Source organism: Pseudomonas sp. FYR_7, from assembly GCF_043106155.1.
Taxonomy (GTDB): Bacteria; Pseudomonadota; Gammaproteobacteria; order Pseudomonadales; family Pseudomonadaceae; genus Aquipseudomonas; species Aquipseudomonas parafulva_B.
This window is the reverse complement of record NZ_JBICMI010000077.1, coordinates 137,921-158,822: the sequence shown is the minus strand read 5'-3', so window position 1 is coordinate 158,822 and position 20,902 is coordinate 137,921. Positions and strand designations below refer to the sequence as shown.

At 62.6% G+C, this 20,902-nt stretch carries 20 protein-coding genes; 11 read left to right on the top strand and 9 right to left on the bottom strand.

What is annotated here, in order from left to right; translation table 11 throughout:
- Window positions 1-103: 103 nt before the first annotated feature.
- Both ACF8R3_RS19720 and ACF8R3_RS19715 read right to left on the bottom strand, forming a co-directional pair.
- The gene (locus ACF8R3_RS19720) at window positions 104-442 is read right to left on the bottom strand and encodes a DOPA 4,5-dioxygenase family protein (protein ID WP_197843933.1); all 339 of its coding nucleotides are present in this window, start codon (window positions 440-442) and stop codon (window positions 104-106) included.
- A gap of 55 nt (window positions 443-497) precedes the next feature.
- Complete coding sequence (locus ACF8R3_RS19715) at window positions 498-1,397, bottom strand: choline sulfate utilization transcriptional regulator (protein ID WP_196126618.1); 900 nt, start codon at window positions 1,395-1,397, stop codon at window positions 498-500.
- A gap of 108 nt (window positions 1,398-1,505) precedes the next feature.
- On the opposite strand from ACF8R3_RS19715, the gene betC reads away from it, so the two are divergent.
- The 3 genes from betC to ACF8R3_RS19700 all read left to right on the top strand — a co-directional run bounded on the left by betC (window position 1,506) and on the right by ACF8R3_RS19700 (window position 5,623).
- Window positions 1,506-3,023 carry a choline-sulfatase gene (gene betC, locus ACF8R3_RS19710; protein ID WP_145254173.1) on the top strand — a complete coding sequence of 506 codons (1,518 nt, stop codon included), beginning with the start codon at window positions 1,506-1,508 and terminating at the stop codon, window positions 3,021-3,023.
- A gap of 14 nt (window positions 3,024-3,037) precedes the next feature.
- Window positions 3,038-3,967, top strand: coding sequence for a choline ABC transporter substrate-binding protein (choX, locus tag ACF8R3_RS19705; protein ID WP_078477762.1), 930 nt, complete (start codon window positions 3,038-3,040; stop codon window positions 3,965-3,967).
- A 90-nt stretch (window positions 3,968-4,057) separates the two neighbouring features.
- The gene (locus ACF8R3_RS19700) at window positions 4,058-5,623 is read left to right on the top strand and encodes a SulP family inorganic anion transporter (RefSeq protein ID WP_392516037.1); all 1,566 of its coding nucleotides are present in this window, start codon (window positions 4,058-4,060) and stop codon (window positions 5,621-5,623) included.
- 39 nt (window positions 5,624-5,662) lie between these two features.
- Here ACF8R3_RS19700 and aroE read toward each other — a convergent pair whose 3' ends face one another.
- Both aroE and hemF read right to left on the bottom strand, forming a co-directional pair.
- The gene (aroE, locus tag ACF8R3_RS19695; RefSeq protein ID WP_196185281.1) at window positions 5,663-6,487 is read right to left on the bottom strand and encodes a shikimate dehydrogenase; all 825 of its coding nucleotides are present in this window, start codon (window positions 6,485-6,487) and stop codon (window positions 5,663-5,665) included.
- A 25-nt stretch (window positions 6,488-6,512) separates the two neighbouring features.
- Window positions 6,513-7,424: an oxygen-dependent coproporphyrinogen oxidase gene (gene hemF, locus ACF8R3_RS19690; protein ID WP_144963788.1), complete on the bottom strand. Its 912-nt coding sequence runs from the start codon at window positions 7,422-7,424 to the stop codon at window positions 6,513-6,515.
- A gap of 134 nt (window positions 7,425-7,558) precedes the next feature.
- Between hemF and ACF8R3_RS19685 the strand changes: the two genes are divergently transcribed.
- Window positions 7,559-8,536, top strand: coding sequence for an NADPH:quinone reductase (locus tag ACF8R3_RS19685; protein ID WP_058638755.1), 978 nt, complete (start codon window positions 7,559-7,561; stop codon window positions 8,534-8,536).
- A gap of 643 nt (window positions 8,537-9,179) precedes the next feature.
- Here the strand turns inward: ACF8R3_RS19685 and ACF8R3_RS19680 are convergent.
- The 3 genes from ACF8R3_RS19680 to dprA all read right to left on the bottom strand — a co-directional run bounded on the left by ACF8R3_RS19680 (window position 9,180) and on the right by dprA (window position 11,557).
- Entirely contained in the window at window positions 9,180-9,485 is a 306-nt protein-coding gene (locus tag ACF8R3_RS19680; RefSeq protein ID WP_058602693.1) for a hypothetical protein, read from the bottom strand.
- Window positions 9,486-9,860: 375 nt separating this feature from the next.
- Entirely contained in the window at window positions 9,861-10,418 is a 558-nt protein-coding gene (locus ACF8R3_RS19675; protein ID WP_027913284.1) for an L-threonylcarbamoyladenylate synthase, read from the bottom strand.
- A gap of 41 nt (window positions 10,419-10,459) precedes the next feature.
- Window positions 10,460-11,557, bottom strand: a complete 1,098-nt coding sequence (gene dprA, locus ACF8R3_RS19670) for a DNA-processing protein DprA (RefSeq protein WP_392516036.1) — start codon at window positions 11,555-11,557, stop codon at window positions 10,460-10,462.
- Window positions 11,558-11,764: 207 nt separating this feature from the next.
- On the opposite strand from dprA, the gene def reads away from it, so the two are divergent.
- Genes def through ACF8R3_RS19645 form a run of 5 tightly spaced genes read left to right on the top strand, consistent with a single transcriptional unit; the run spans window position 11,765 to window position 16,282 of the window.
- The gene (def, locus tag ACF8R3_RS19665) at window positions 11,765-12,271 is read left to right on the top strand and encodes a peptide deformylase (protein WP_023532616.1); all 507 of its coding nucleotides are present in this window, start codon (window positions 11,765-11,767) and stop codon (window positions 12,269-12,271) included.
- Window positions 12,272-12,330: 59 nt separating this feature from the next.
- Window positions 12,331-13,263 carry a methionyl-tRNA formyltransferase gene (fmt, locus tag ACF8R3_RS19660; RefSeq protein ID WP_058602695.1) on the top strand — a complete coding sequence of 311 codons (933 nt, stop codon included), beginning with the start codon at window positions 12,331-12,333 and terminating at the stop codon, window positions 13,261-13,263.
- Window positions 13,260-14,570: a 16S rRNA (cytosine(967)-C(5))-methyltransferase RsmB gene (rsmB, locus tag ACF8R3_RS19655; RefSeq protein WP_392516035.1), complete on the top strand. Its 1,311-nt coding sequence runs from the start codon at window positions 13,260-13,262 to the stop codon at window positions 14,568-14,570. The genes fmt and rsmB overlap by 4 nt, the downstream gene beginning before the upstream one ends.
- A gap of 19 nt (window positions 14,571-14,589) precedes the next feature.
- Window positions 14,590-15,963: a Trk system potassium transporter TrkA gene (gene trkA, locus ACF8R3_RS19650; RefSeq protein ID WP_058602697.1), complete on the top strand. Its 1,374-nt coding sequence runs from the start codon at window positions 14,590-14,592 to the stop codon at window positions 15,961-15,963.
- Between the two features lie 10 nt (window positions 15,964-15,973).
- Window positions 15,974-16,282, top strand: coding sequence for a tetratricopeptide repeat protein (locus tag ACF8R3_RS19645; RefSeq protein WP_078477758.1), 309 nt, complete (start codon window positions 15,974-15,976; stop codon window positions 16,280-16,282).
- A 55-nt stretch (window positions 16,283-16,337) separates the two neighbouring features.
- Here ACF8R3_RS19645 and ACF8R3_RS19640 read toward each other — a convergent pair whose 3' ends face one another.
- Window positions 16,338-17,225, bottom strand: a complete 888-nt coding sequence (locus ACF8R3_RS19640) for a lysophospholipid acyltransferase (protein ID WP_058638761.1) — start codon at window positions 17,223-17,225, stop codon at window positions 16,338-16,340.
- A 41-nt stretch (window positions 17,226-17,266) separates the two neighbouring features.
- On the bottom strand, window positions 17,267-17,818 hold the full coding sequence (locus tag ACF8R3_RS19635) for a DNA-3-methyladenine glycosylase I (RefSeq protein ID WP_145254144.1): 552 nt from the start codon (window positions 17,816-17,818) through the stop codon (window positions 17,267-17,269).
- An 83-nt stretch (window positions 17,819-17,901) separates the two neighbouring features.
- Between ACF8R3_RS19635 and glyQ the strand changes: the two genes are divergently transcribed.
- Both glyQ and glyS read left to right on the top strand, forming a co-directional pair.
- Complete coding sequence (gene glyQ / locus ACF8R3_RS19630) at window positions 17,902-18,849, top strand: glycine--tRNA ligase subunit alpha (RefSeq protein ID WP_023532379.1); 948 nt, start codon at window positions 17,902-17,904, stop codon at window positions 18,847-18,849.
- Window positions 18,846-20,900: a glycine--tRNA ligase subunit beta gene (gene glyS, locus ACF8R3_RS19625; protein WP_058602700.1), complete on the top strand. Its 2,055-nt coding sequence runs from the start codon at window positions 18,846-18,848 to the stop codon at window positions 20,898-20,900. The genes glyQ and glyS overlap by 4 nt, the downstream gene beginning before the upstream one ends.
- The last annotated feature ends 2 nt before the right edge of the window (window positions 20,901-20,902 follow it).

The following is a 20,902-nucleotide window of genomic DNA, read 5'->3' as shown; positions in this document are numbered from 1 at the left end:
TAGCGGCCCCAGCAATATGAGCTGCGAAGCTGAAATCCTGGGGGCTGCTTCGCAGGCATCGCGGCCGCTCCGGCAAGAACGCGCCTAAGATTGGATCGCCCAATTAACGCCCTTCGCCAAAACCCGACAAGTCCAGAGGCCGCAGCGCCCCCATCCAGATCGCATGATCGCGGTGGTCTGCCAGCTCATCCCCGGTAAGCGGGTGCAAAAAGACCACCAGCCCCTTGCGGTGCAACGCCAGCCAGGGCAGCACCACGCCAATAAGCTCAGGCTCGAACGCCAACTGACAGCTCCAGTCCGGATGCGGCCCAACAGGCCTGGTGTGCATACGCCCCATGGTGACCGGAAACAGCGCGGCTGCCTCCTCGCACAAGGCTCGCGCCTGCTCCAAGGTGGAGGCGTCGTAGTACACGTGGGCGTGATAACCCTTGATTCTCTGCACAGCTACTCCTGATGTGCGTCGATTCTGACAACATGCCACAAGCGGGCCCAGCATCTCAGAGGCAACGCTCGTGCTCAAGCCAATCCACGAAGCGTGCGATCAACGCCCCGCGACGCTTGCGCGGCGGCAATACGGCGTAATACCCACGTGCCGACCGCAAGGTGCCCTCCAACGGCCGGCACAGCAACCCTTGGTCGACCAGCCCATCCACCAGATGCCGCCAGCCGATCGCCATGCCCTGGCCCGCGATGGCGGCCTGGATCAACAACGTGTAGTTGTCGAACCGCAGCTGCCCCGCAGGCGGCGCGCTGGTCACCCCGAGCCCGCGAAAGACACCTGCCCAGTCGAACCACCGGCTCGCCTGCTCACCCTTGAGATGCAGCAGCGGCAAACGCTGCAAAGCCGCGGCAGACAAGGGTTTGCCATGGACAAGGCGAGGGCTGCATACCGGGAAAACCTCCTCATCGAACAGCCAACGGCTCTCGCCTTGATGAAAACGCCCATCGCCGAACAGCACCGCCACATCGATATCCGGGCGCAACATGCCTTGGCTTCGCTCACCCGTCACCAGGCTCACATCGACCTGTGGATACGCTTCATGAAAGCGCTGCAGACGGGGTATCAACCAGAACGCAGCGAATGCAAAATCCGTCGCCACCTGAAGTACTTCACGCTGATGGCGCCCGCTTGCGCGGGCCACGCCATCGTCCATGGTTTGCAACCCCTGGCTGGCGTACTCGAACAACACTTGGCCCGCCTCGGTCAGCTCGATGCCCCGGTAGATGCGGTCGAACAGCCGCGCGCCCAGTTGCGCCTCCAGGCGTTTTACCTGCTGACTGATTGCCGGTTGCGTGGTGCCCAGCTCCAAGGCAGCTGCCGTAAAGCTGCGCAAGCGGGCGGCCGCCTCGAACACGCGTAAGGTATCCAACGACAATCCAGCAAGGTGTTCAAACATAAGCCTGGCTAATCCCACGCATTGCCCTAAAGGGGCTTTACCCACGTTATGCACCGCCGCATCGTGGTAGGCAAGCATTGCGCATAACCTTCAACGATGGGAGCTTGCATGAAACGCCCTAATATCCTGTTCATCATGGCCGATCAGATGGCAGCACCCTTGCTGCCCATCTACGCCGACTCACCCATACAGATGCCTCATCTCACTCGTCTGGCTGCACAGGCCGTGGTGTTTGATTCGGCTTACTGCAATAGCCCGCTGTGCGCCCCCTCGCGTTTCACCCTTGTCAGTGGTCAGCTCCCTAGCCGTATTGGGGCCTATGACAACGCGGCTGACTTCCCCGCCGATATCCCCACCTACGCCCACTATCTGCGCCGCCTGGGCTACCGCACGGCGCTGTCCGGCAAGATGCACTTCTGCGGGCCTGATCAACTGCACGGCTATGAGGAACGCCTGACCAGCGATATCTACCCGGCCGACTACGGCTGGGCCGTGAATTGGGATGAGCCTGACGTGCGACCAAGCTGGTACCACAACATGTCCTCGGTGCTGCACGCCGGGCCATGCGTGCGTACGAACCAGCTGGATTTTGACGAGGAAGTGGTGTTCAAGGCGCGTCAGTATTTGTATGACCATGTCCGTGAAAACGACGGCCGCCCGTTCTGTCTGACAGTGTCCATGACCCACCCTCACGATCCCTACACCATCCCCAAACGCTACTGGGATCGCTACGACGGTGTGGATATCCCGTTACCCAAGCACACGGATAGCCAAGCCTCGCTCGATCCCCACTCCCAGCGATTGCTCAAGGTCTACGACCTTTGGGACAAACCGCTCCCTGTGGACAAAATCCGCGATGCCCGGCGGGCCTACTTCGGCGCTTGCAGCTACATCGACGACAATATCGGTCAATTGCTGCACACCCTTGAGGAATGCAACCTCGCCGACGACACCTTGATCGTGTTCTCGGGCGACCATGGCGACATGCTGGGTGAGCGCGGCCTCTGGTACAAAATGCATTGGTTCGAGATGTCAGCCCGTGTACCGCTCCTGATCCATTCCCCGCAACGCTTCGCGGCCGGCCGCGTCAGTGCGTCCGTCTCGACCTGCGACCTGCTGCCTACCCTGGTCGAGCTGGCAGGTGGGGCTGTGGATAAATCCCTTCACCTGGACGGCCGCTCACTGCTTGGCCATCTGCGAGGGCAGGGTGGTCACGACGAAGTGATTGGTGAATACATGGCCGAGGGTACCGTCGGCCCGCTCATGATGATCCGCCGCGGTTCCTACAAGTTCGTGTACAGCGAGGACGACCCCTGTCTACTCTATGACCTGAGCCGCGACCCGTACGAGCGGGAGAATCTGGCTACCAGCCCGGATCATCAGGCATTGCTGCAGGGGTTCGTCACCGAGGCGCGCCAGCGCTGGGACATACCCGGCCTGCGCAAGCAGGTGCTGGCCAGCCAGCGACGTCGCCGTCTGGTGGCCCAGTCACTGGCCATTGGCAAGTTGAGCAGCTGGGATCACCAACCTTGGGTGGACGCCAGTCAGCAGTACATGCGCAACCACATCGATCTTGACGACCTCGAGCGCAAGGCACGTTATCCACAGCCCGCCCCACTGGATTGAAAAGAGAGCCCGCCATGCATACGTTCGCTGCTACCTTGTTCGCGCTAGCCGTCAGCCTGAGTACGCTTAACGCCCAGGCCGCCGATAACAACGCGCAATGCTCAACCGTCAAGCTGGCCGACCCCGGGTGGAGTGACATCGCCACCACCAACGCAGTGGCCCGGCTGTTGCTTGAACCCCTGGGGTACCAGGTGAAGGTGGAGAGCCTGGCGGTGCCGATCATCTATGGCGGGCTCAAGGATGGCCAAGTCGATGCCTTTCTTGGGAGCTGGATGCCTGCGCACCAAGGCTTCCATGACAAGTTCGTCGCCAACGGGGATGTGCAGCAGCTCTCGCGTAACCTGCAAGGAACCGAATTCACCCTGGCGGTGCCGGACTATGTGTGGAAAGGCGGGGTACGTGATTTCGCGGACTTGAACAAGCACGCCGATCAGTTTGGCAGGAAGCTGTACGGCATTGGCTCAGGCGCGCCGGCCAATCTCTCGCTGCAAGAGATCATCAAGGGTGATGCCTTCGGCCTGAGCAAATGGAAACTGGTGGAGTCCAGCGAGCAGGCCATGCTGGCCCAGGTGGATCGAGCGGTCAAGAAACAGCAGTACATAGCCTTCCTCGGCTGGACGCCGCACCCCATGAACGTGAAGCTGAACATGCATTACTTGACCGGTGGCGAGAAGTGGTTCGGTAGCAAAGGCGACGTGTTCACGCTGACACGTAAGGGTTATCCACAAGCCTGCCCGAACGCGGCAAAGTTGCTGAGCAACCTGAGCTTCACGCTGGACATGGAAAACACCATCATGGCCGAGGTTGTGGATAAGAAGATCAGCTTCGACGAGGCGGCCAGGGCCTGGGTAAAAGCGCACCCCGAGGCACTGGATGGCTGGCTGAACGGCGTGACCACCAAAGCGGGTGCAGACGCCGTCGCGGCCGTGAAACAAACATTGTAAACAGCGAGTGGAGAGCGGATCTGTCTGCGGTTGATTCGTGAAACAGATCACCTCTCCAGAACAGACACATCCTGGGGATTTGACCACCCTATGCATCGCCTCATACGCCTGCTGCCCTTTCTAGCCTGGCTGCCGCGCCAGACGCCCCGCAGCTTGCGTCAGGACCTGCTGGTAGGTTTGAGCGGCGCCATCCTGGCGCTCCCGCAATCCATCGCCTATGCCCTGATCGCCGGCCTGCCAGCGGAATATGGGCTGTATGCAGCCATCGTCCCGGTGCTGATCGCCTGCCTGTGGGGGTCCTCCTGGCACCTGATCTGCGGACCGACGGCGGCCATTTCCATCGTGCTTTACGCCAGTGTCAGCCCGTTGGCAGTAGCAGGAAGCGATGACTACATCACCCTTGTGCTGCTGCTGACCTTTCTGGGCGGTGTCTTCCAGTTGCTGCTGGGGCTTCTGCGTTTCGGGGCCTTGGTCAATTTCGTCTCGCATTCGGTAGTGATCGGCTTCACCGTTGGGGCTGCCGTGGTCATCGCGCTGGGGCAGCTGCCCAACCTGCTCGGGCTGGATTTGCCCAGCCAGGCCACCGCCTTGAAGACGGCTCAGGACTTGGCCAGCCATTCCGGCGAAATGGATGTGCCGTCCTTGATACTGGGGGCGCTTACCGTTGCAGTGGGCATGGCGCTGAAACTATGGCGCCCCCGCTGGCCTAGCCTGTTGATCAGTCTGTTGGCCGTCAGCCTGCTGGCGTGGCTGCTGCCCGGCGTGTTCGAGCACGTGCCGCGTGTACCGGCGTTCGAGGGGCGCCTGCCACCTCTGAGTGCCGTGCCGCTGCTGGACATGGACCTGATACTGCGCCTGCTCCCCAGCGCCGTGGCCGTTGGCATGCTGGGGCTGGTGACCAGCTTGTCCATCGCCCGTTCGTTGTCTGCGCGCTCCGAGCAACTGATTGACGCCGACCGGGAAATACGAGCCCAAGGGCTCTCCAACATCGTCGGTGCGTGCTTTTCCGGCTACCTCTCATCGGGCTCGTTCACCCGATCGGGCCTGAGCTATGACGCAGGCGCGCGCTCACCCATGGCCGGGGTGTTCTCGGCGCTGTGGGTAGCGGTGTTCGCCGTCGCCGGTGCCGGGCTGATCGCGCACCTGCCGATTCCGGCGATGGCTGGCAGCATTCTGTTGATTTGCTGGGGGCTGGTTGATCGCAAGGCCATCGGCGCATTGCTGCGTGTGAGCCGTGCCGAGTTCGTGGTCATGGCGCTGACGGCAGCGGCCACCTTGCTCCTGGAATTGCAGACGGCCATCTATGCCGGTGTGCTGGTTTCCCTGTTCTTCTACCTCAAGCGCACCTCGCGTCCGCGCATCCACCAGAGCCGCGAAGGCGATGCGGACATCTTGCGTGTAGGCGGCTCGATCTTCTTCGGTGCCGCGCATTACCTGCAAGTACGCCTGCAGCGCTGCCAGGGCCCGCAGGTGGTCATGGATGCGCGGCAGGTCAACTTCATCGACTATTCAGGGGTGGACATGCTGCACCGCGAGGCGAGGCGGCTGCAGCGAACGGGCGGCAGCCTGACCTTGCGCGGCGCCAGGCCACAGGTAATCGAAGAGTTGCACAAGCTCGAAGGCCCGGCGCGTTGCCCAATCCGGTTCGAGGACTGAGCAGCCACACCAAGCGCCGCTCAGGCGCCCAGCTTGCTGTCAGCCCCGCGCCAGCTGGCGGCGCAGTTCAGCGAGAACCGGAGCAGTGTCCGGCCGCACACCGCGCCACACATAAAAGGCTTCGGCGGCTTGTTCGGCCAGCATCCCCAGACCGTCCAGCACCTTGGCAGCGCCATGTTCGGCGGCCCACTGGCAGAACGGCGTTGGCGCCTTGCCATACATCATGTCGTAACACACCGTGCGACCGGGTTCGATCAGGCTGCTGGCAATCGGTGGCAGCTCACCGGCCAGGCTGGCCGAGGTTGCATTGATGATCACGTCCACCGGCTCTTGCAACCAGGCGAACCCGCTGGCCACCACCGGCCCCAGTTCATCGAACGCCTCGGCCAGGCGTTCGGCCTTCTCCACCGTGCGGTTGGCGATCACCAGCGACTGCGGGTTATGCGCCAGCAGCGGCTCCAGCACCCCGCGCACGGCGCCGCCGGCACCGAGGACAAGGATGCGTTTACCTGCCAGTTCCACACCGGCATTGACGGTCAGGTCACGGACCAGCCCCGCACCGTCGGTGTTGTCCCCCTGCAAAGTACCGTCGTGCAGCTTGCTGAGCGTGTTCACCGCGCCTGCACGACGCGCGCGCGGGGTAAGGCTGTCGCACAGGCGATAGGCTTCTTCCTTGAATGGCACGGTGACGTTGGCACCGCTGCCTTGCTTGAAGAAGCCGCGCGCGCAGTCACTGAAGTCGTCCAGCGGCGCCAGCAGCGTGGCGTACTCCAGGTCCTGGCCGGTCTGTTCGGCGAACAGGCGATGAATCAGCGGCGACTTGCTGTGGCCGATCGGGTTGCCAAAAACGACGTACTGGTCCATGACGGCTCCTTGAATGGTTACAGGCTTACTGGCCGAGCCAGTCACGGTCTTGCAGGAAGTACTCGGTCAGCCGCGCCTCTTCGCTGCCTGGCGCGGGTTTCCAGTCGTAGCCCCAGCGTACCTGCGGTGGCAGCGACATGAGGATGGACTCGGTGCGCCCGCCAGACTGCAGCCCGAATAACGTGCCACGGTCGTATACCAGGTTGAACTCGACGTAACGGCCCCGGCGAAACTCCTGGAATTCCCGTTGCTGTGGGGTATAGGGCGTACCCTTGCGGCGCTGCACGATGGGCAGGTACGCGTCGATATAGGCATCGCCGATGGCGCGGATGAAGGCGAAGCAGGTATCGAAGTCCCACTCGTTCAGGTCATCGAAGAACAGCCCGCCGATGCCACGGGGCTCACCCCGGTGCTTGAGGTGAAAATACCGGTCGCACCAGGCCTTGTAGCGTGGGTAAACATCGGCGCCAAAAGGCGCGCACGCCTGTTCCGCGATTCGATGCCAGTGCACGCAATCTTCCTCCACACCGTAATACGGCGTCAGGTCGAAGCCACCGCCGAACCACCAGACCGGCTCTTCGCCTTCCTTCTCGGCGATGAAAAACCGCACGTTGGCGTGGGAAGTAGGCACGTGGGGGTTATGCGGGTGGATCACCAGCGACACCCCGAGCGCCTGGAAACCGCGCCCAGCCAACTCCGGCCGATGGGCGCTGGCTGAAGGCGGCAACCCGGTGCCGAACACATGGGAGAAATTCACCCCGCCTTTCTCGATGACGGTGCCTTCGCCGATCACCCGCGTACGGCCCCCGCCACCCGCTTCGCGCACCCAGGCGTCCTCGACGAAGCGGGCGCCGCCGTCTTCGCGTTCCAGGGCTGAGCAGATGCGGTCTTGCAAGTCGAGCAGATAGGCTTTCACAGCCTCGGTGCGGCTAATCATCGGGTCACCAGGAGCGGGCAGGAAACAAGTGGCGCGTAGCATAACACCGCCTGCCAGCGTCCCGCAGTTGACGGCAGTCAAGCAAAGGCGTCCGATAGAGGCCCCTTTCCCGATCCCGAATCCAGGAGTACGAGATGGCCAAGCGTATCCAGTTCAGCCAGCACGGCGGCCCCGAAGTGCTGCAGTGGGTTGACTTCGAGCCCGCTGACCCTGGGCCTCAGCAAGTGCGCGTGCGCAACCACGCTGTGGGCCTGAACTTCATCGATACCTATTTCCGCAGCGGTTTGTACGCGCCGCCGTCCCTGCCTTCGGGCCTGGGTACCGAAGGGGCAGGGGTGGTCGAGGCCGTGGGCCCTGGCGTGTCCCGATTGAAGGTCGGCGACCGCGTGGCGTATGGCGGGGGCCCATTGGGCGCCTACGGCGAGGTGCACACGCTGCCTGAGGCCAACCTGGTCAAGCTGCCAGAGGCCATCAGCTTCGAACAGGCTGCCGCCGTCATGCTCAAGGGCCTGACCGTGCAGTACCTGCTCAAGCAGACCTACGCTGTGCAACCTGGCGATGTAATCCTGTTCCATGCGGCCGCAGGCGGTGTGGGTTCGCTGGCGTGCCAGTGGGCAAAGGCGCTGGGTGCCAAGCTCATCGGTACCGTGAGCTCTGCCGAAAAAGCCGAGCGGGCCAAGGCCTTGGGCGCCTGGGCCACCATCGACTACAGCCAGGAGGATGTCGCCAAACGGGTGCTGGAGCTGACCGACGGCAAGAAATGCCCAGTCGTGTATGACGGGGTGGGCGCCGACACCTGGCTGACGTCGCTCGATTGCCTGCAAGCGCGGGGGTTGATGGTGAGCTTCGGCAATGCCTCGGGTGCGGTGAGTGGGGTGAACCTGGGGATTCTGGCGCAGAAGGGCTCGCTGTACGTCACACGGCCGACCCTGGCGACTTATGCCAACAACGCCGAGAACACCCAGGCCATGGCTGATGACCTCTTCGCCATGATTGCCAGCGGCAAAGTGACGGTGGATATCCAGCAGCGCTACCCGCTCAGCGAAGCGGCCAAGGCCCAGAGCGAGCTGTCGGCGCGGCGGACTGTGGGGTCCACTGTTTTGTTGCCTTGATTGGCAAAAGGTCGCGTTATGGCGACCAGGTGCTTGCTTTGGTTTTTGTAGTGTTGCGAAGATCGAGCGCCGCCCACGCGGCGCTTCGCGGGACAAGCCCGCTCCCACATTCGTCGCAACGTGGCCATGTCTGTGAGTTCATGGTTGTCAGCCTTGTTGGCATGACTGAATTTCAAGGTGGGCATTGATGCCGCTCCGCCTGCCTCAAGCCATACACCAAGGCGGTCAACCATGGCCTGACAGGTTCGGCACGTTGCAACAATGTGGGGTCCAATGTGTTGTTGCCTTGATTGGCAGAAGGTCGCGTTATGGCGACCAGGTGCTTGCCTTGGTTTTTGTAGTGTTGCGAAGATCGAGCGCCGCCCACGCGGCGCTTCGCGGGACAAGCCCGCTCCCACATTTGTTGCAACGTGGCCATGTCTGTGAGTCCATGGTTGTCAGCCTTGTTGGCATGACTGGATTTCAAGGTGGGCATTGATGCCGCTCCGCCTGCCTCAAGCCATACACCAAGGCGGTCAACCATGGCCTGACAGGTTCGGCACGTAGCAACAAATGTGGGAGCGGGCTTGTCCCGCGAAGCGCCGCGCGGGCGGCGCTCGATCTCACAGGCGCTAAAAACCTAAAGGCGAACACCTGTCAGCCCTCACACCTTCTTCTGCGACGGCGGATTCGACTCGATGCCATCCAGGATGGCCTCGACCACGCCCTCTGCCATTTCAATCGCATGCAGGTTCGACCAGAACATGCCACGGCCTTCTTCTCGCATGTAATCCAGGGCTTTGTAGCCGGTTTCGTAGGCGCTACGCAGGTACAGGGCTACGTGGACCAGAGCGTCCTCGGCGGAAATGTTCGGGTTGACTGCAAACAGCGGCTCGTGACCTGCGTCGCAGCGGCCGAATGGGTGGGCGGAAGTAGAAGGAAGGGGTGGATCAGGTACGATTTTTTTCATGGCTTGCTCCAGACGATGAAGCTGGCGCCAAGCCGTTACCACACGGTTAAGGCGGCAGCTGTACGCGAGGTGGTAAACCGGGCTGGAGCGCTCCCGGCAGGCATGACGCCTCCCGCGCACAGCTGCCATAGCTGTGACGCCCCAGGTACATCCGGGTTACCACACCCGATCGCCAAGGTATTTGGCGACAGCTGAAGCCTACGGGCAGCGGTTCCTACTGAGAAGGTGATGGCAGGGGACGCGGCTCGTAGGATATTTCCCAAACCGAATATCAAACAACTGCCTTGGCAAAAATCAGAAAAACCCAAGCCGTCATGAGGGGGATGGCTCAGGCGCTCGGTCCAAGCCTGGCCAACAGCATGGCCCGCAGGCGCATCAACCCGGCCGCACCACTTCACCGGTAGCCAGATTGCGAATCAAACTCGGGTTCTTCCGCCCGCCCAACGCCCCACCTAGCACCAGATCCAGTTGTCCGTGGAAGTACTGCTCCACCCGCAGCCGGGTCTTCGCCGCAGGGCGCCCGCCAGGGTTGCACGACGTGGAGATCAACGGCCCGACCAACGCGCACAGCTCGCGCACCACGGGGTGGTCGCTGACGCGAAGCGCTACGGTGTCGTGCTGCCCGGTCACCCATTCAGGTAGCAGATCCTGATGCGGCACCAGCCAGGTGTTGGGCCCAGGCCAGGTGCTGGCCATCCGGTCGATCCAGTCTTCGGGGAAGTCTTCGAACAGGAAGTCGAACTGGCGGATGTTGTCGGCGACCAGGATCAACCCCTTATCCACAGGTCGCGACTTCAGTGCCAGCAGCCGATAGACCGCGTCCTCGTTCCACGGGTCGCAGCCCAGGCCCCAGACCGCCTCCGTCGGGTAGGCGATCACTGCGCCTGCCCGGATTTCACGTGCGGCTTGTTGCACACGAAAACTGCTCACCATTGATGTTTCTCCACTGGGAATGTTGCCTGGGCGCAGTTTACTCAGCCCGCGCGGGCAAACCAACGCCCCGCTTGATTGCTGACCCGGCCATCGAGCTCCAATTCGGTGAGCTGCGCCAGTACTTCTGCCAGCGGCTGCTCACTGCAATGGGCCAGGCTTTCGGTGGTCTGCGGTGAAGCGTGCAGCAGCGCCAGCAGTGGGTGATCGAAGGTGTCTGCAGCTGCCGGAGGCAGGTTCTGCCAGCCCTGCAGGGTTTCGAGTATCTGCTCGACGCTTTCGACAAGCAGGGCGCCGTCGCGGATCAGCTGGTGACAGCCTTTGGCGCCGGGGTGATGAATGGAGCCGGGAATGGCATAGACCTCACGGCCCTGCTCGGCGGCGAGCCGGGCCGTGATCAACGAGCCACTGGCCAGGCTGGCCTCTACCACCAGCACGCCTAACGAAAGACCGCTGATGATGCGGTTGCGCCGGGGAAAGTTACCCGGCAGCGGCCCGGCGTCGAGCGGATACTCCGACACCAGTGCACTGCCGTTATCGATCATCGCCTGGGCCAACGGCTTGTGCCGCTGTGGATAAAGTTTTTCAAGCCCTGTGCCCAGTACGCCTATCGTGGCCCCGCCAGCCTGTAGCGCAGCACGGTGAGCGGCACCATCGATGCCTACCGCCAGGCCACTGGTGACGACGAAGCCTGCCTGGGCAAGGTACCTGGCAAACGCGCCAGCCGTGTCCACCGCCGGCGGCGTCGCGCGGCGGCTGCCCACGATCGCCAGCTGTGGGCGGCTGAGCAGCGAAACGTTCCCCGCCACGAACAGCAGCGGCGGGGCATCGTCAATTTCGGCGAGCAGCGCGGGGTAGTCTGGGCTGTCCCACATCAGCAATTGCTGGCCCGGACGCTCTAGCCAGCGCATTGCAGCACTGGCCGCATCCCGCACTTGAGGGCTGCGCCTTGCATCGATACTGACATGGGGGATGCCCAGTGCGCGCCAGGCAGCACCGGGGGCACTGAGCGCCGATGAGGCACTTCCGAAGGCCTCGATCAGGGTAGAAAAGCGGCGCAAGCCGGTCTCGGGAAGGCAGTGCAGGCGCAACCGCGCCTCCAGTTCTGCAGGCGGGCAAGTAGATAAGGAGCAATCAGACATCGGCAATCATCCTTGATGCGAAACGGTTGATTCAGGCTGCGCAACCTGTGGATAACTCTGTGAGTAACACTTTGAAAAGCTGTCCATTGGCTGGGGGCTATCACGCCAATAGTCACCCTAGACGAGGTTGCCAGGTGCCGAAGTCCGCGTTTCCCTTTATTATGTGTGTTCAGTTTTCAACCAAACGCACAGTGACTGCCTGACCTTATGGCCATTTTGAACATTCTCGAATTCCCGGACCCGCGCCTGCGCACCATCGCCAAACCGGTGACGGCGTTCGACGACGCCCTGCGCCAGCTGATCGACGACATGTTTGAAACCATGTACGAAGCCCCTGGCATCGGCCTGGCTGCGACCCAGGTCAACGTGCACCAGCAAGTCGTGGTGATGGACCTCAGCGAAGACCGCAGCGAACCTCGCGTCTTCATCAACCCGTCGGTCGAGGAACTGACCGATGACATGGGCCAGTACCAGGAAGGTTGCCTGTCAGTGCCGGGCTTCTACGAGAACGTCGATCGGCCCCTGCGCGTGAGGGTCAAGGCCCAGGATCGTGACGGCACACCGTTCGAGCTGGAATGCGAAGGCCTGCTGGCGGTGTGCGTGCAGCACGAGTTCGATCACCTCAATGGCAAGCTGTTCGTCGACTACCTGTCACAGCTCAAGCGGGATCGAATCAAGAAGAAGCTGGAAAAACAGCACCGCCAGCAAGCCTGATTCCCACCTTCCAGAAGGCTTGCTCCGGCAAGCCTTTTTCTTTTTGCAGCGAGAACACCATGCGCATCGTCTTTGCAGGCACCCCCGAGTTTGCCGCCGAACACCTCAAGGCTTTGCTCGACAGCCCGTACGAAGTCGTGGCCGTCTACACCCAGCCCGATCGCCCGGCAGGCCGCGGTCAGAAGCTGATGCCCAGCGCGGTCAAGGCGCTGGCCGTGGCCCATGACATCCCGGTGATGCAGCCGCCAAGCCTGCGCAATGCCGAGGCCCAGGCACAATTGGCAGCCTTGGCACCCGACCTGATGGTCGTGGTTGCCTACGGCCTGATCCTGCCCCAGGCGGTACTGGACATCCCGCGCCTTGGCTGCATCAACAGCCATGCGTCCCTGCTGCCACGCTGGCGCGGGGCGGCCCCGATTCAGCGGGCAGTGCAGGCGGGCGATGCCGAAAGCGGCGTGACCGTCATGCGCATGGAAGCGGGCCTGGACACTGGCCCCATGCTGCTCAAGGTCGTCACCCCGATCAACGCCATTGATACCGGCGGCAGCCTGCACGATCGCCTGGCGCAAATGGGGCCGGCGGCCGTCATCCAGGCCATCGCCGGGCTGGCCGATGGCACCTTGCACGGCGAGACGCAGGACGACGCCCTGGCCACCTATGCGCACAAGCTGAACAAGGACGAAGCGCGTCTGGACTGGTCCCTGCCAGCTGAACAGCTGGAGCGCCTGATTCGGGCATTCAACCCTTGGCCGATTTGCCACAGCACGCTCGACGGGGAAACCGTGAAGGTGCTGGGTGCGTGCCTGGCCACAGGGCAGGGCGCACCCGGTGAAATCCTGGCGGCAAGCAAAGACGGCCTGGTGGTTGCTTGCGGCGAGCAGGCGCTCAGCCTGACCCGTCTGCAATTGCCGGGTGGCAAAGCGCTGGCCTTCGCTGACCTGTTCAACAGCCGCAAAGAGAAATTCACGCCAGGCAAGGTGCTCGGCCAATGAACCCACGCCTGGCTGCCGCCCGTGCCCTTGCCGCTGTGCTCAGCGGCAAGGCCTCCCTCAACAGCTCCCTGCCCGCGCAACTGGACAAGGTCGAGGACCGTGACCGCGGGCTGACCCAAGACCTGGCCTTTGGTACCGCCCGTTGGCAGCCACGCCTGGACCTGCTGGCAGCGCAGCTGTTGCAAAAGCCCTTCAAGGCCGCCGATGCCGATGTGCAGGCGTTGTTGCTGATTGGCTTGTACCAGTTGTTCTATACCCGCATCCCGGCTCATGCCGCCATTGGTGAAACCGTGGGTTGCGCCGACAAGCTGAAAAAACCCTGGGCCAAGGGGCTGCTGAACGCGGTGCTGCGCCGTGCACAGCGCGACGGCGAAGCCATGCTGGCCGACATGGAGCGCGACCCGGTAGTGCGCACCGCCCATCCACGCTGGCTGCAAAAGGCGCTCAAGGCCTTCTGGCCGGATCAGTGGGAAGCCATCTGCGCCGCCAACAATGCGCACCCGCCGATGATCCTGCGCGTCAACCGCCGCCATCACAGCCGCGACGGCTACCTTAAGCTGCTCGCCGATGCAGGCGTCCAGGCCCAGGCCTGCGCGTATAGCCGTGACGGTATCGTGCTGGCCGAGCCGCAGGATGTACGCGGCCTGCCGGGCTTTGCCGAGGGCTGGATCAGCGTCCAGGACGAAGCCGCGCAACTGGCCGCCGACCTGCTGGAGCTGGCGCCCGGTCAACGCGTGCTCGACGCATGCTGCGCCCCAGGGGGCAAGACCTGCCACGTGCTGGAAGCCGAAGCCGGGCTCTCTCACGTGGTGGCCATCGACCTTGAAGCCAAGCGCCTGGTGCGTGTGCGCGAAAACCTCGACCGCCTGAGGCTCGACGCCGAGCTGATCGCCTGCGATGCCCGCGACACGGCCAGCTGGTGGGACGGCAAACCGTTCCAGCGCATCCTGCTGGACGCTCCTTGCTCGGCCACTGGCGTCATCCGTCGTCATCCAGACATCAAGCTCACCCGCCAGGCCGAAGACATCGCGCCGCTGGCGGTCTTGCAGGGCGAGTTGCTCGATGCCCTGTGGCCGACACTGGAAGTGGGCGGCATGCTGCTGTACGCCACCTGCTCCAGCCTACCGACCGAAAATACCGAGGTGATCGGCGCCTTCCTGGCGCGCACGCCAGGCGCACGCGAGCTGGACCTGGCCACCGAAGCGGGCCTGCGCCAGACGCATGGGCGCCAGTTGTTGGCCCAGGAAGGCGGCCACGACGGTTTCTACTATGCCAAGCTGATCAAGATTGCCGCCTCGCGCGGTTGAGCACACTGGGGAGTAGCGGATGAAGATCATCATCCTGGGCGCCGGCCAGGTGGGCGGAACGCTTGCAGAGCACCTGGCCAGCGAGGCCAACGACATCACCGTGGTCGACACCGATGGCGACCGCCTGCGCGACCTGGGTGATCGCCTGGATATCCGCACTGTGCAGGGGCGTGGGTCGCTGCCTACGGTGTTGCGACAGGCAGGCGCCGAGGACGCCGACATGCTGGTTGCCGTGACCAACAGCGACGAGACCAACATGGTCGCGTGCCAGGTGGCCTACTCGCTGTTCCACACACCGACAAAAATCGCCCGGGTGCGCGAGTCGGCCTACCTGACCCGCGAAGAACTGTTCGACAACGACCACATCCCGGTCGATGTGCTGATCAGCCCAGAACAGGTCGTCACCCACTACATCAAGCGCCTGATCGAACAGCCCGGTTCGTTGCAGGTTATCGACTTCGCCCAGGGCAAGGCGCAGTTGGTGGCCGTGAAGGCGTACTACGGCGGCCCGCTGGTCGGCCAGCAGCTGCGCCAGATACGCGCGCACATGCCCCATGTGGAAACCCGGGTGGCGGCGATCTTCCGCCGTGACCGCTCGATCACACCGCGCGGTGACACGGTGATCGAGGCCGATGACGAGGTGTTCTTCATCGCCGCCAAAAAGGATATCCGGGCGGTCATGGGTGAGCTGCGCCGCATCGATGAAACCAACAAGCGTGTCGTCATCGCTGGCGGCGGGCAGATAGGCGAGCGCCTGGCCGAAGCCATCGAAAGCCGCTACCAGGTAAAAATCATCGAGATGAACCCGGCACGCTGCCGCTACCTGTCCGATACGTTGGACAGTACCGTGGTGCTGCAGGGCAGCGCATCGGACAAGGACCTGATGCTGGAAGAAAACATCGCCGACACCGATATCTTCCTGGCTCTGACCAACGATGACGAAGCCAACATCATGTCGTCCCTGCTGGCCAAGCGCCTGGGTGCACGCAAGGTCATGACGATCATCAACAACCCGGCCTATGTAGACCTGGTGCAGGGGGGTGAAATCGACATTGCCATCAGCCCGCAATTGGCCACCATCGGCACTTTGCTGGCGCATGTGCGCCGTGGCGATATCGTGAGCGTGCATTCGCTGCGTCGTGGTGCAGCCGAAGCCATCGAGGCGGTGGCCCACGGTGATGCGAAGTCGAGCAAGGTGGTGGGCAAGGCAATCGAGGACATAACCCTGCCCCCAGGCACGACCATCGGTGCCATCATTCGCCACGACAGTGTGCTCATCGCGCACGACACGACAGTCATCGAATCAGGTGACCACGTGATCCTATTCGTTGTGGACAAGAAACACATTCGGGATGTGGAAAAGCTGTTCCACGTCGGCTTGAGTTTCTTCTAGGAGGCGGGACATGCGCCAATCGTTGGAAAACATGCTGGCCAAGGGTGTGGATAACCCATTGCTGCGCTTTGGCTTGGGCAAGGCTTGGCTCGACGAAGGCAATGGCGCGCAGGCTGCAGTGCACCTGGCTCGCTGTGTCGAGCAGGACCCCAAGTACTCGGCAGCCTGGAAGTTGTTAGGCAAGGCCTACCAGTTGCTGGCGGACCTGCCAGCGGCGCGCAAGGCCTGGGAAGACGGCATCGCGTCGGCGCAGGCCCATGGTGACAAGCAGGCCGAGAAAGAGATGACGGTGTTTCTCAAGAAACTCGACAAACGCTGAGCTCGCTAGCGCCGACGCATCGGCTGCCAGACAGCCGCTGCTGGCGATGCGCGCCTCAATACCAGCGCGCCTCACCTGCCGGACGCTTCTTGAAGCGCTTCATGCTCCACATGTACTGGCTGGGATACTCGCGCACATACCGCTCGACCACCTTGCTCATCGCGGCCGCCGACTCGTGCACGTCGGTGCTATACATCGCCTCCGGCGCGGCTTCCAGAAACACCTTGAAGCCTGAGCCATCAGGCAGACGCAGGGCATGCAGGAAAACCCCGACTGCCTTGCCGCCAGCCAGCATGTTCGGCACGAACTTGCTGGTCAGCGCCTCAGTGCCCAGGAAGGGAACGAATACACCCGCCGATTCGGCCGGCTCGGGGTCGGCCGGGATGCCGACCTGGCCACCGCGCCGAACTTCCTTGATCACACTGAGGATGCCTTCCTTGGTCGAAGGTGCCACGCGGTTGCCCATCTGCACACGCTGCTCGCGCAGCAGGTCGTCCACCGCCTTGAGCTTGGGTGGCCGGTAAAAAATGATCGGCTTGCATTGGTTGCAATAGAAGTGGTTCAGCACTTCCCAATTGCCCAAATGGCTGGTGATACCCACAACCCCCTTTCCTGAAGCCAGGGCCTGCTCCAGCACTTCAAGCCCATGCACTTCCTTGACCAGTTCCAGCGAACGGTGTGGGGGCCAGATCCAGGCGCAGGCGCTTTCGACGAAGGATTTGCCGATGTCCCGCAGTGCCTGGCCGACCAGCTGCTCGCGGGCAACCGGGTCCATCTCGGGGAAGCATTTGGCCAGGTTGATGCGCACCACGTTGCGCGAGCCATTGGGTATTTTCCACATCAGCCAGCCGATGCCGGCCCCGACGCGTTGCACCGCACCCCAAGGCAACTTGGCGAACAGTCGCAGCACCCCGACCATCAGGGCGCCCTTGAACTTTTCCACAGGCGAGTTCCTTATTTCAGCAAGACGGGCATTGTAACCCTTCAGTGGGACAAGGCGGCGTAGCGATCACAGTCGGTGGTGTGGTCCATGACCATGCCGGTTGCCTGCATGAAGGCATAGCAGATGGTCGGGCCGACGAAGGTGAAGCCGGCCTTGCGCAACGCCTTGCTCATGGCTTGGGCTTCTTCGGTCACGGCCGGGACTTCGCTGCGCGTGTTGAAATGATTGATCTTCGGGGCGCCGCCGACGAACGACCATAGCCACTCGGCGGGGTTATCCACAGCCAGCCAGGCCTGGGCATTGCGCCTGGCAGCCTTGAGCTTGAGCCGATTGCGGATAATGCCGGCATCCTGCATCAACGCCTCGATGCGCTCGTCGCTCATCACCGCGAGTTTCGCAGGATCGAAGCCCTCCAGCACTTCACGGTAGCGCTCGCGCTTGCGCAGCACGGTGATCCAGGAAAGCCCTGCCTGGAACCCTTCGAGCAAAAGCATCTCGAACAGCAACGCCGGGTCACGCTGGGGCGTTCCCCATTCCTGGTCATGGTAGGCCTGGTACAACGGATCGTCGGTACACCAAAAGCAGCGTGGCATAAGGCTCCAATGAGTAGAGGGCGAGGCGAATCAGGTTATACTCCCGCTCTTTACATCCGCATCCCCAGATACAGGTGAATTTCGTGAGCCAGCCTACGCCAGCCGTGCGTACCTTCCAAGACCTGATCCTCGCCCTGCAGAACTACTGGGCCGAGCAAGGTTGTGTGGTGCTTCAGCCCTACGATATGGAAGTAGGCGCCGGCACTTTCCACACCGCTACCTTCCTGCGCGCAGTGGGTCCAGAAACCTGGAACGCCGCCTACGTGCAGCCAAGCCGTCGCCCTGCCGACGGGCGGTATGGCGAAAACCCCAACCGCCTGCAGCATTACTATCAATTCCAGGTGGTGCTCAAGCCCAACCCGGCCAACTTCCAGGAGCTGTACCTCGGCTCGCTGAAGGCCATCGGTCTGGACCCGTTGGTGCACGACATTCGCTTCGTCGAAGACAACTGGGAATCGCCAACCCTCGGCGCTTGGGGCCTGGGCTGGGAAATCTGGCTCAATGGCATGGAGGTGACCCAGTTCACCTACTTCCAGCAGGTCGGTGGTATCGAATGCTACCCGGTGACCGGTGAAATCACCTATGGCCTGGAGCGCCTGGCCATGTATATCCAGGGCGTGGACTCGGTCTACGACCTGGTATGGGCCGATGGTCCGTTCGGCAAGGTCAGCTACGGCGACGTGTTCCACCAGAACGAAGTGGAGCAGTCGACCTACAACTTCGAGCACGCCAACGTCGAGAAATTGTTCGAGCTGTTCGACTTCTACGAAAGCGAAGCCAACCGCCTGATCAAGCTGGAGCTGCCGTTGCCGACCTATGAAATGGTCCTCAAGGCATCCCATACGTTCAACCTGCTCGATGCCCGTCGCGCCATCTCGGTGACCGAGCGCCAGCGTTACATCCTGCGGGTGCGAACCCTGGCCCGCGACGTGGCGCAAAGCTACCTGCAGGCCCGTGCGCGCATGGGCTTCCCGATGGCGACCCCCGAACTGCGTGACGAAGTGTTGGCTAAGCTGGAGGCTGCACAATGAGTGCTCAAGATTTCCTGGTAGAACTGGGCACCGAAGAGCTGCCACCCAAGGCCCTTGCGACCCTGGGCGACGCGTTCCTGGCCGGTATCGAAAAAGGCCTGCAAGCTGCTGGCCTGAACTACACCGGCAAATCGGTCTACGCCGCGCCGCGTCGCCTGGCGGTGCTGATCCGTCAACTCGATGTGCAGCAGCCTGACCGCAGCATCAACATCGATGGCCCGCCCCTGCAAGCGGCCTTCAACGCAGAAGGCGAGCCGACCCAGGCTGCACTGGGCTTTGCCAAGAAGTGCGGTGTGGAGCTGGCCGACATCGACCGTAGCGGCCCCAAGCTGCGCTTCTCCCAGCACATCCCCGGCAAGGCGACCGCAGGCCTGCTGCCGACCATCGTCGAAGACTCGCTCAACGACCTGCCTATTCCCAAGCGCATGCGCTGGGCGGCAAGCCGTGAAGAGTTCGTGCGTCCGACCCAATGGCTGGTGATGCTGCTGGGCGATCAGGTGGTCGACTGCACCCTGTTGTCCCAGAAAGCCGGCCGCCAATCGCGCGGGCACCGCTTCCACCATCCGGAAAACGTCACCATCAGCGCCCCGGCCAACTATGTCGAAGACATGCGCAAGGCCTACGTGCTGGCCGATTTCAGTGAGCGTCGCGACCTGATCGCCAAACGCACCGCCGAGCTGGCCATGCAGCAGGAAGGCACCGCTATCGTGCCGCCCGCGTTGCTGGACGAGGTGACCGCGCTGGTCGAGTGGCCGGTACCGCTGGTGTGCTCGTTCGAAGAGCGTTTCCTGGAGGTGCCGCAAGAAGCCTTGATCACCACCATGCAGGACAACCAGAAGTACTTCTGCCTGCTCGACAGCGAAGGCAAGCTGCTGCCGCGCTTCATCACCGTGGCCAACGTCGAGAGCCGCGACCCCAAGCAGATCGTGCAGGGTAATGAAAAGGTCGTGCGTCCGCGCCTGACCGACGCCGAGTTCTTCTTCAAGCAGGACAAGAAGCAACCGCTGGAAACCTTCAACGAGCGCTTGAAGAATGTGGTATTCCAGGCCCAGCTGGGTACGGTCTATGACAAGGCCGAGCGAGTATCGAAACTGGCAGCGTTCATTGCGCCCTTGATTGGCGGCGATGCTCAACGGGCCGCGCGTGCCGGCTTGCTGTCCAAGTGCGACCTGGCCACGGAAATGGTCGGTGAGTTCCCAGAGATGCAGGGCGTAGCCGGCTACTACTACGCGCTCAACGACGATGAACCGCAGGATGTGGCGCTGGCGCTGAACGAGCAGTACATGCCACGCGGTGCTGGTGCAGAACTGCCTCAGACCTTGACCGGTGCTGCCGTCGCCATCGCCGACAAGCTCGATACCCTGGTGGGTATCTTCGGCATCGGCATGCTGCCAACCGGCAGCAAGGACCCGTACGCCCTGCGCCGCGCCGCACTGGGCGTGCTGCGTATCCTGATCGAGAAGCAGCTGGACCTGGACCTGACCGGTGCCGTGCAGTTCGCGGTCAAGCAATACGGGGCCAAGGTCAAGGCTGCCGGGCTGGCTGACCAGGTGCTGGAGTTCATCTTCGACAGGCTGCGTGCTCGTTACGAAGACGAAGGCATCGACGTCGCCACCTACCTTTCGGTTCGCGCGCTTCAGCCGGGTTCTGCACTGGACTTCGATCAGCGCGTTCAGGCTGTCCAGGCCTTCCGCAAGCTGCCCGAAGCCGAGGCACTGGCCGCCGTCAACAAGCGCGTGTCGAACCTGTTGAGCAAGGCAGAAGGCGCCATCGCCGAACAGGTCGAGCCCAAGTACTTCGACAACGCCAACGAGTTCTCGCTGTACTCGGCCATCCAGCAAGCCGATCAGGCTGTGCAACCGATGGCTGCTGCACGCCAGTACAGCGAGTCGCTGGCGCGCCTTGCCGCACTGCGTGACCCGGTCGATGCCTTCTTCGAGGCCGTGATGGTCAATGCCGAGGACGCCAAGGTACGTGCCAACCGATATGCCCTGCTCAGCCGTCTGCGTGGGCTGTTCCTGGGTGTGGCCGACATTTCGCTGCTGGGGTAGGC

Coding starts and splice junctions, on each gene's coding strand:
- ACF8R3_RS19715 (WP_196126618.1), bottom strand. CDS start 1,397: ATGTTTGAACACCTTGCTGGATTGTCGTTGGATACCTTACGCGTGTTC.
- betC (WP_145254173.1), top strand. CDS start 1,506: ATGAAACGCCCTAATATCCTGTTCATCATGGCCGATCAGATGGCAGCA.
- choX (WP_078477762.1), top strand. CDS start 3,038: ATGCATACGTTCGCTGCTACCTTGTTCGCGCTAGCCGTCAGCCTGAGT.
- ACF8R3_RS19700 (WP_392516037.1), top strand. CDS start 4,058: ATGCATCGCCTCATACGCCTGCTGCCCTTTCTAGCCTGGCTGCCGCGC.
- aroE (WP_196185281.1), bottom strand. CDS start 6,487: ATGGACCAGTACGTCGTTTTTGGCAACCCGATCGGCCACAGCAAGTCG.
- hemF (WP_144963788.1), bottom strand. CDS start 7,424: ATGATTAGCCGCACCGAGGCTGTGAAAGCCTATCTGCTCGACTTGCAA.
- ACF8R3_RS19685 (WP_058638755.1), top strand. CDS start 7,559: ATGGCCAAGCGTATCCAGTTCAGCCAGCACGGCGGCCCCGAAGTGCTG.
- ACF8R3_RS19680 (WP_058602693.1), bottom strand. CDS start 9,485: ATGAAAAAAATCGTACCTGATCCACCCCTTCCTTCTACTTCCGCCCAC.
- ACF8R3_RS19675 (WP_027913284.1), bottom strand. CDS start 10,418: ATGGTGAGCAGTTTTCGTGTGCAACAAGCCGCACGTGAAATCCGGGCA.
- dprA (WP_392516036.1), bottom strand. CDS start 11,557: ATGTCTGATTGCTCCTTATCTACTTGCCCGCCTGCAGAACTGGAGGCG.
- def (WP_023532616.1), top strand. CDS start 11,765: ATGGCCATTTTGAACATTCTCGAATTCCCGGACCCGCGCCTGCGCACC.
- fmt (WP_058602695.1), top strand. CDS start 12,331: ATGCGCATCGTCTTTGCAGGCACCCCCGAGTTTGCCGCCGAACACCTC.
- rsmB (WP_392516035.1), top strand. CDS start 13,260: ATGAACCCACGCCTGGCTGCCGCCCGTGCCCTTGCCGCTGTGCTCAGC.
- trkA (WP_058602697.1), top strand. CDS start 14,590: ATGAAGATCATCATCCTGGGCGCCGGCCAGGTGGGCGGAACGCTTGCA.
- ACF8R3_RS19645 (WP_078477758.1), top strand. CDS start 15,974: ATGCGCCAATCGTTGGAAAACATGCTGGCCAAGGGTGTGGATAACCCA.
- ACF8R3_RS19635 (WP_145254144.1), bottom strand. CDS start 17,818: ATGCCACGCTGCTTTTGGTGTACCGACGATCCGTTGTACCAGGCCTAC.
- glyS (WP_058602700.1), top strand. CDS start 18,846: ATGAGTGCTCAAGATTTCCTGGTAGAACTGGGCACCGAAGAGCTGCCA.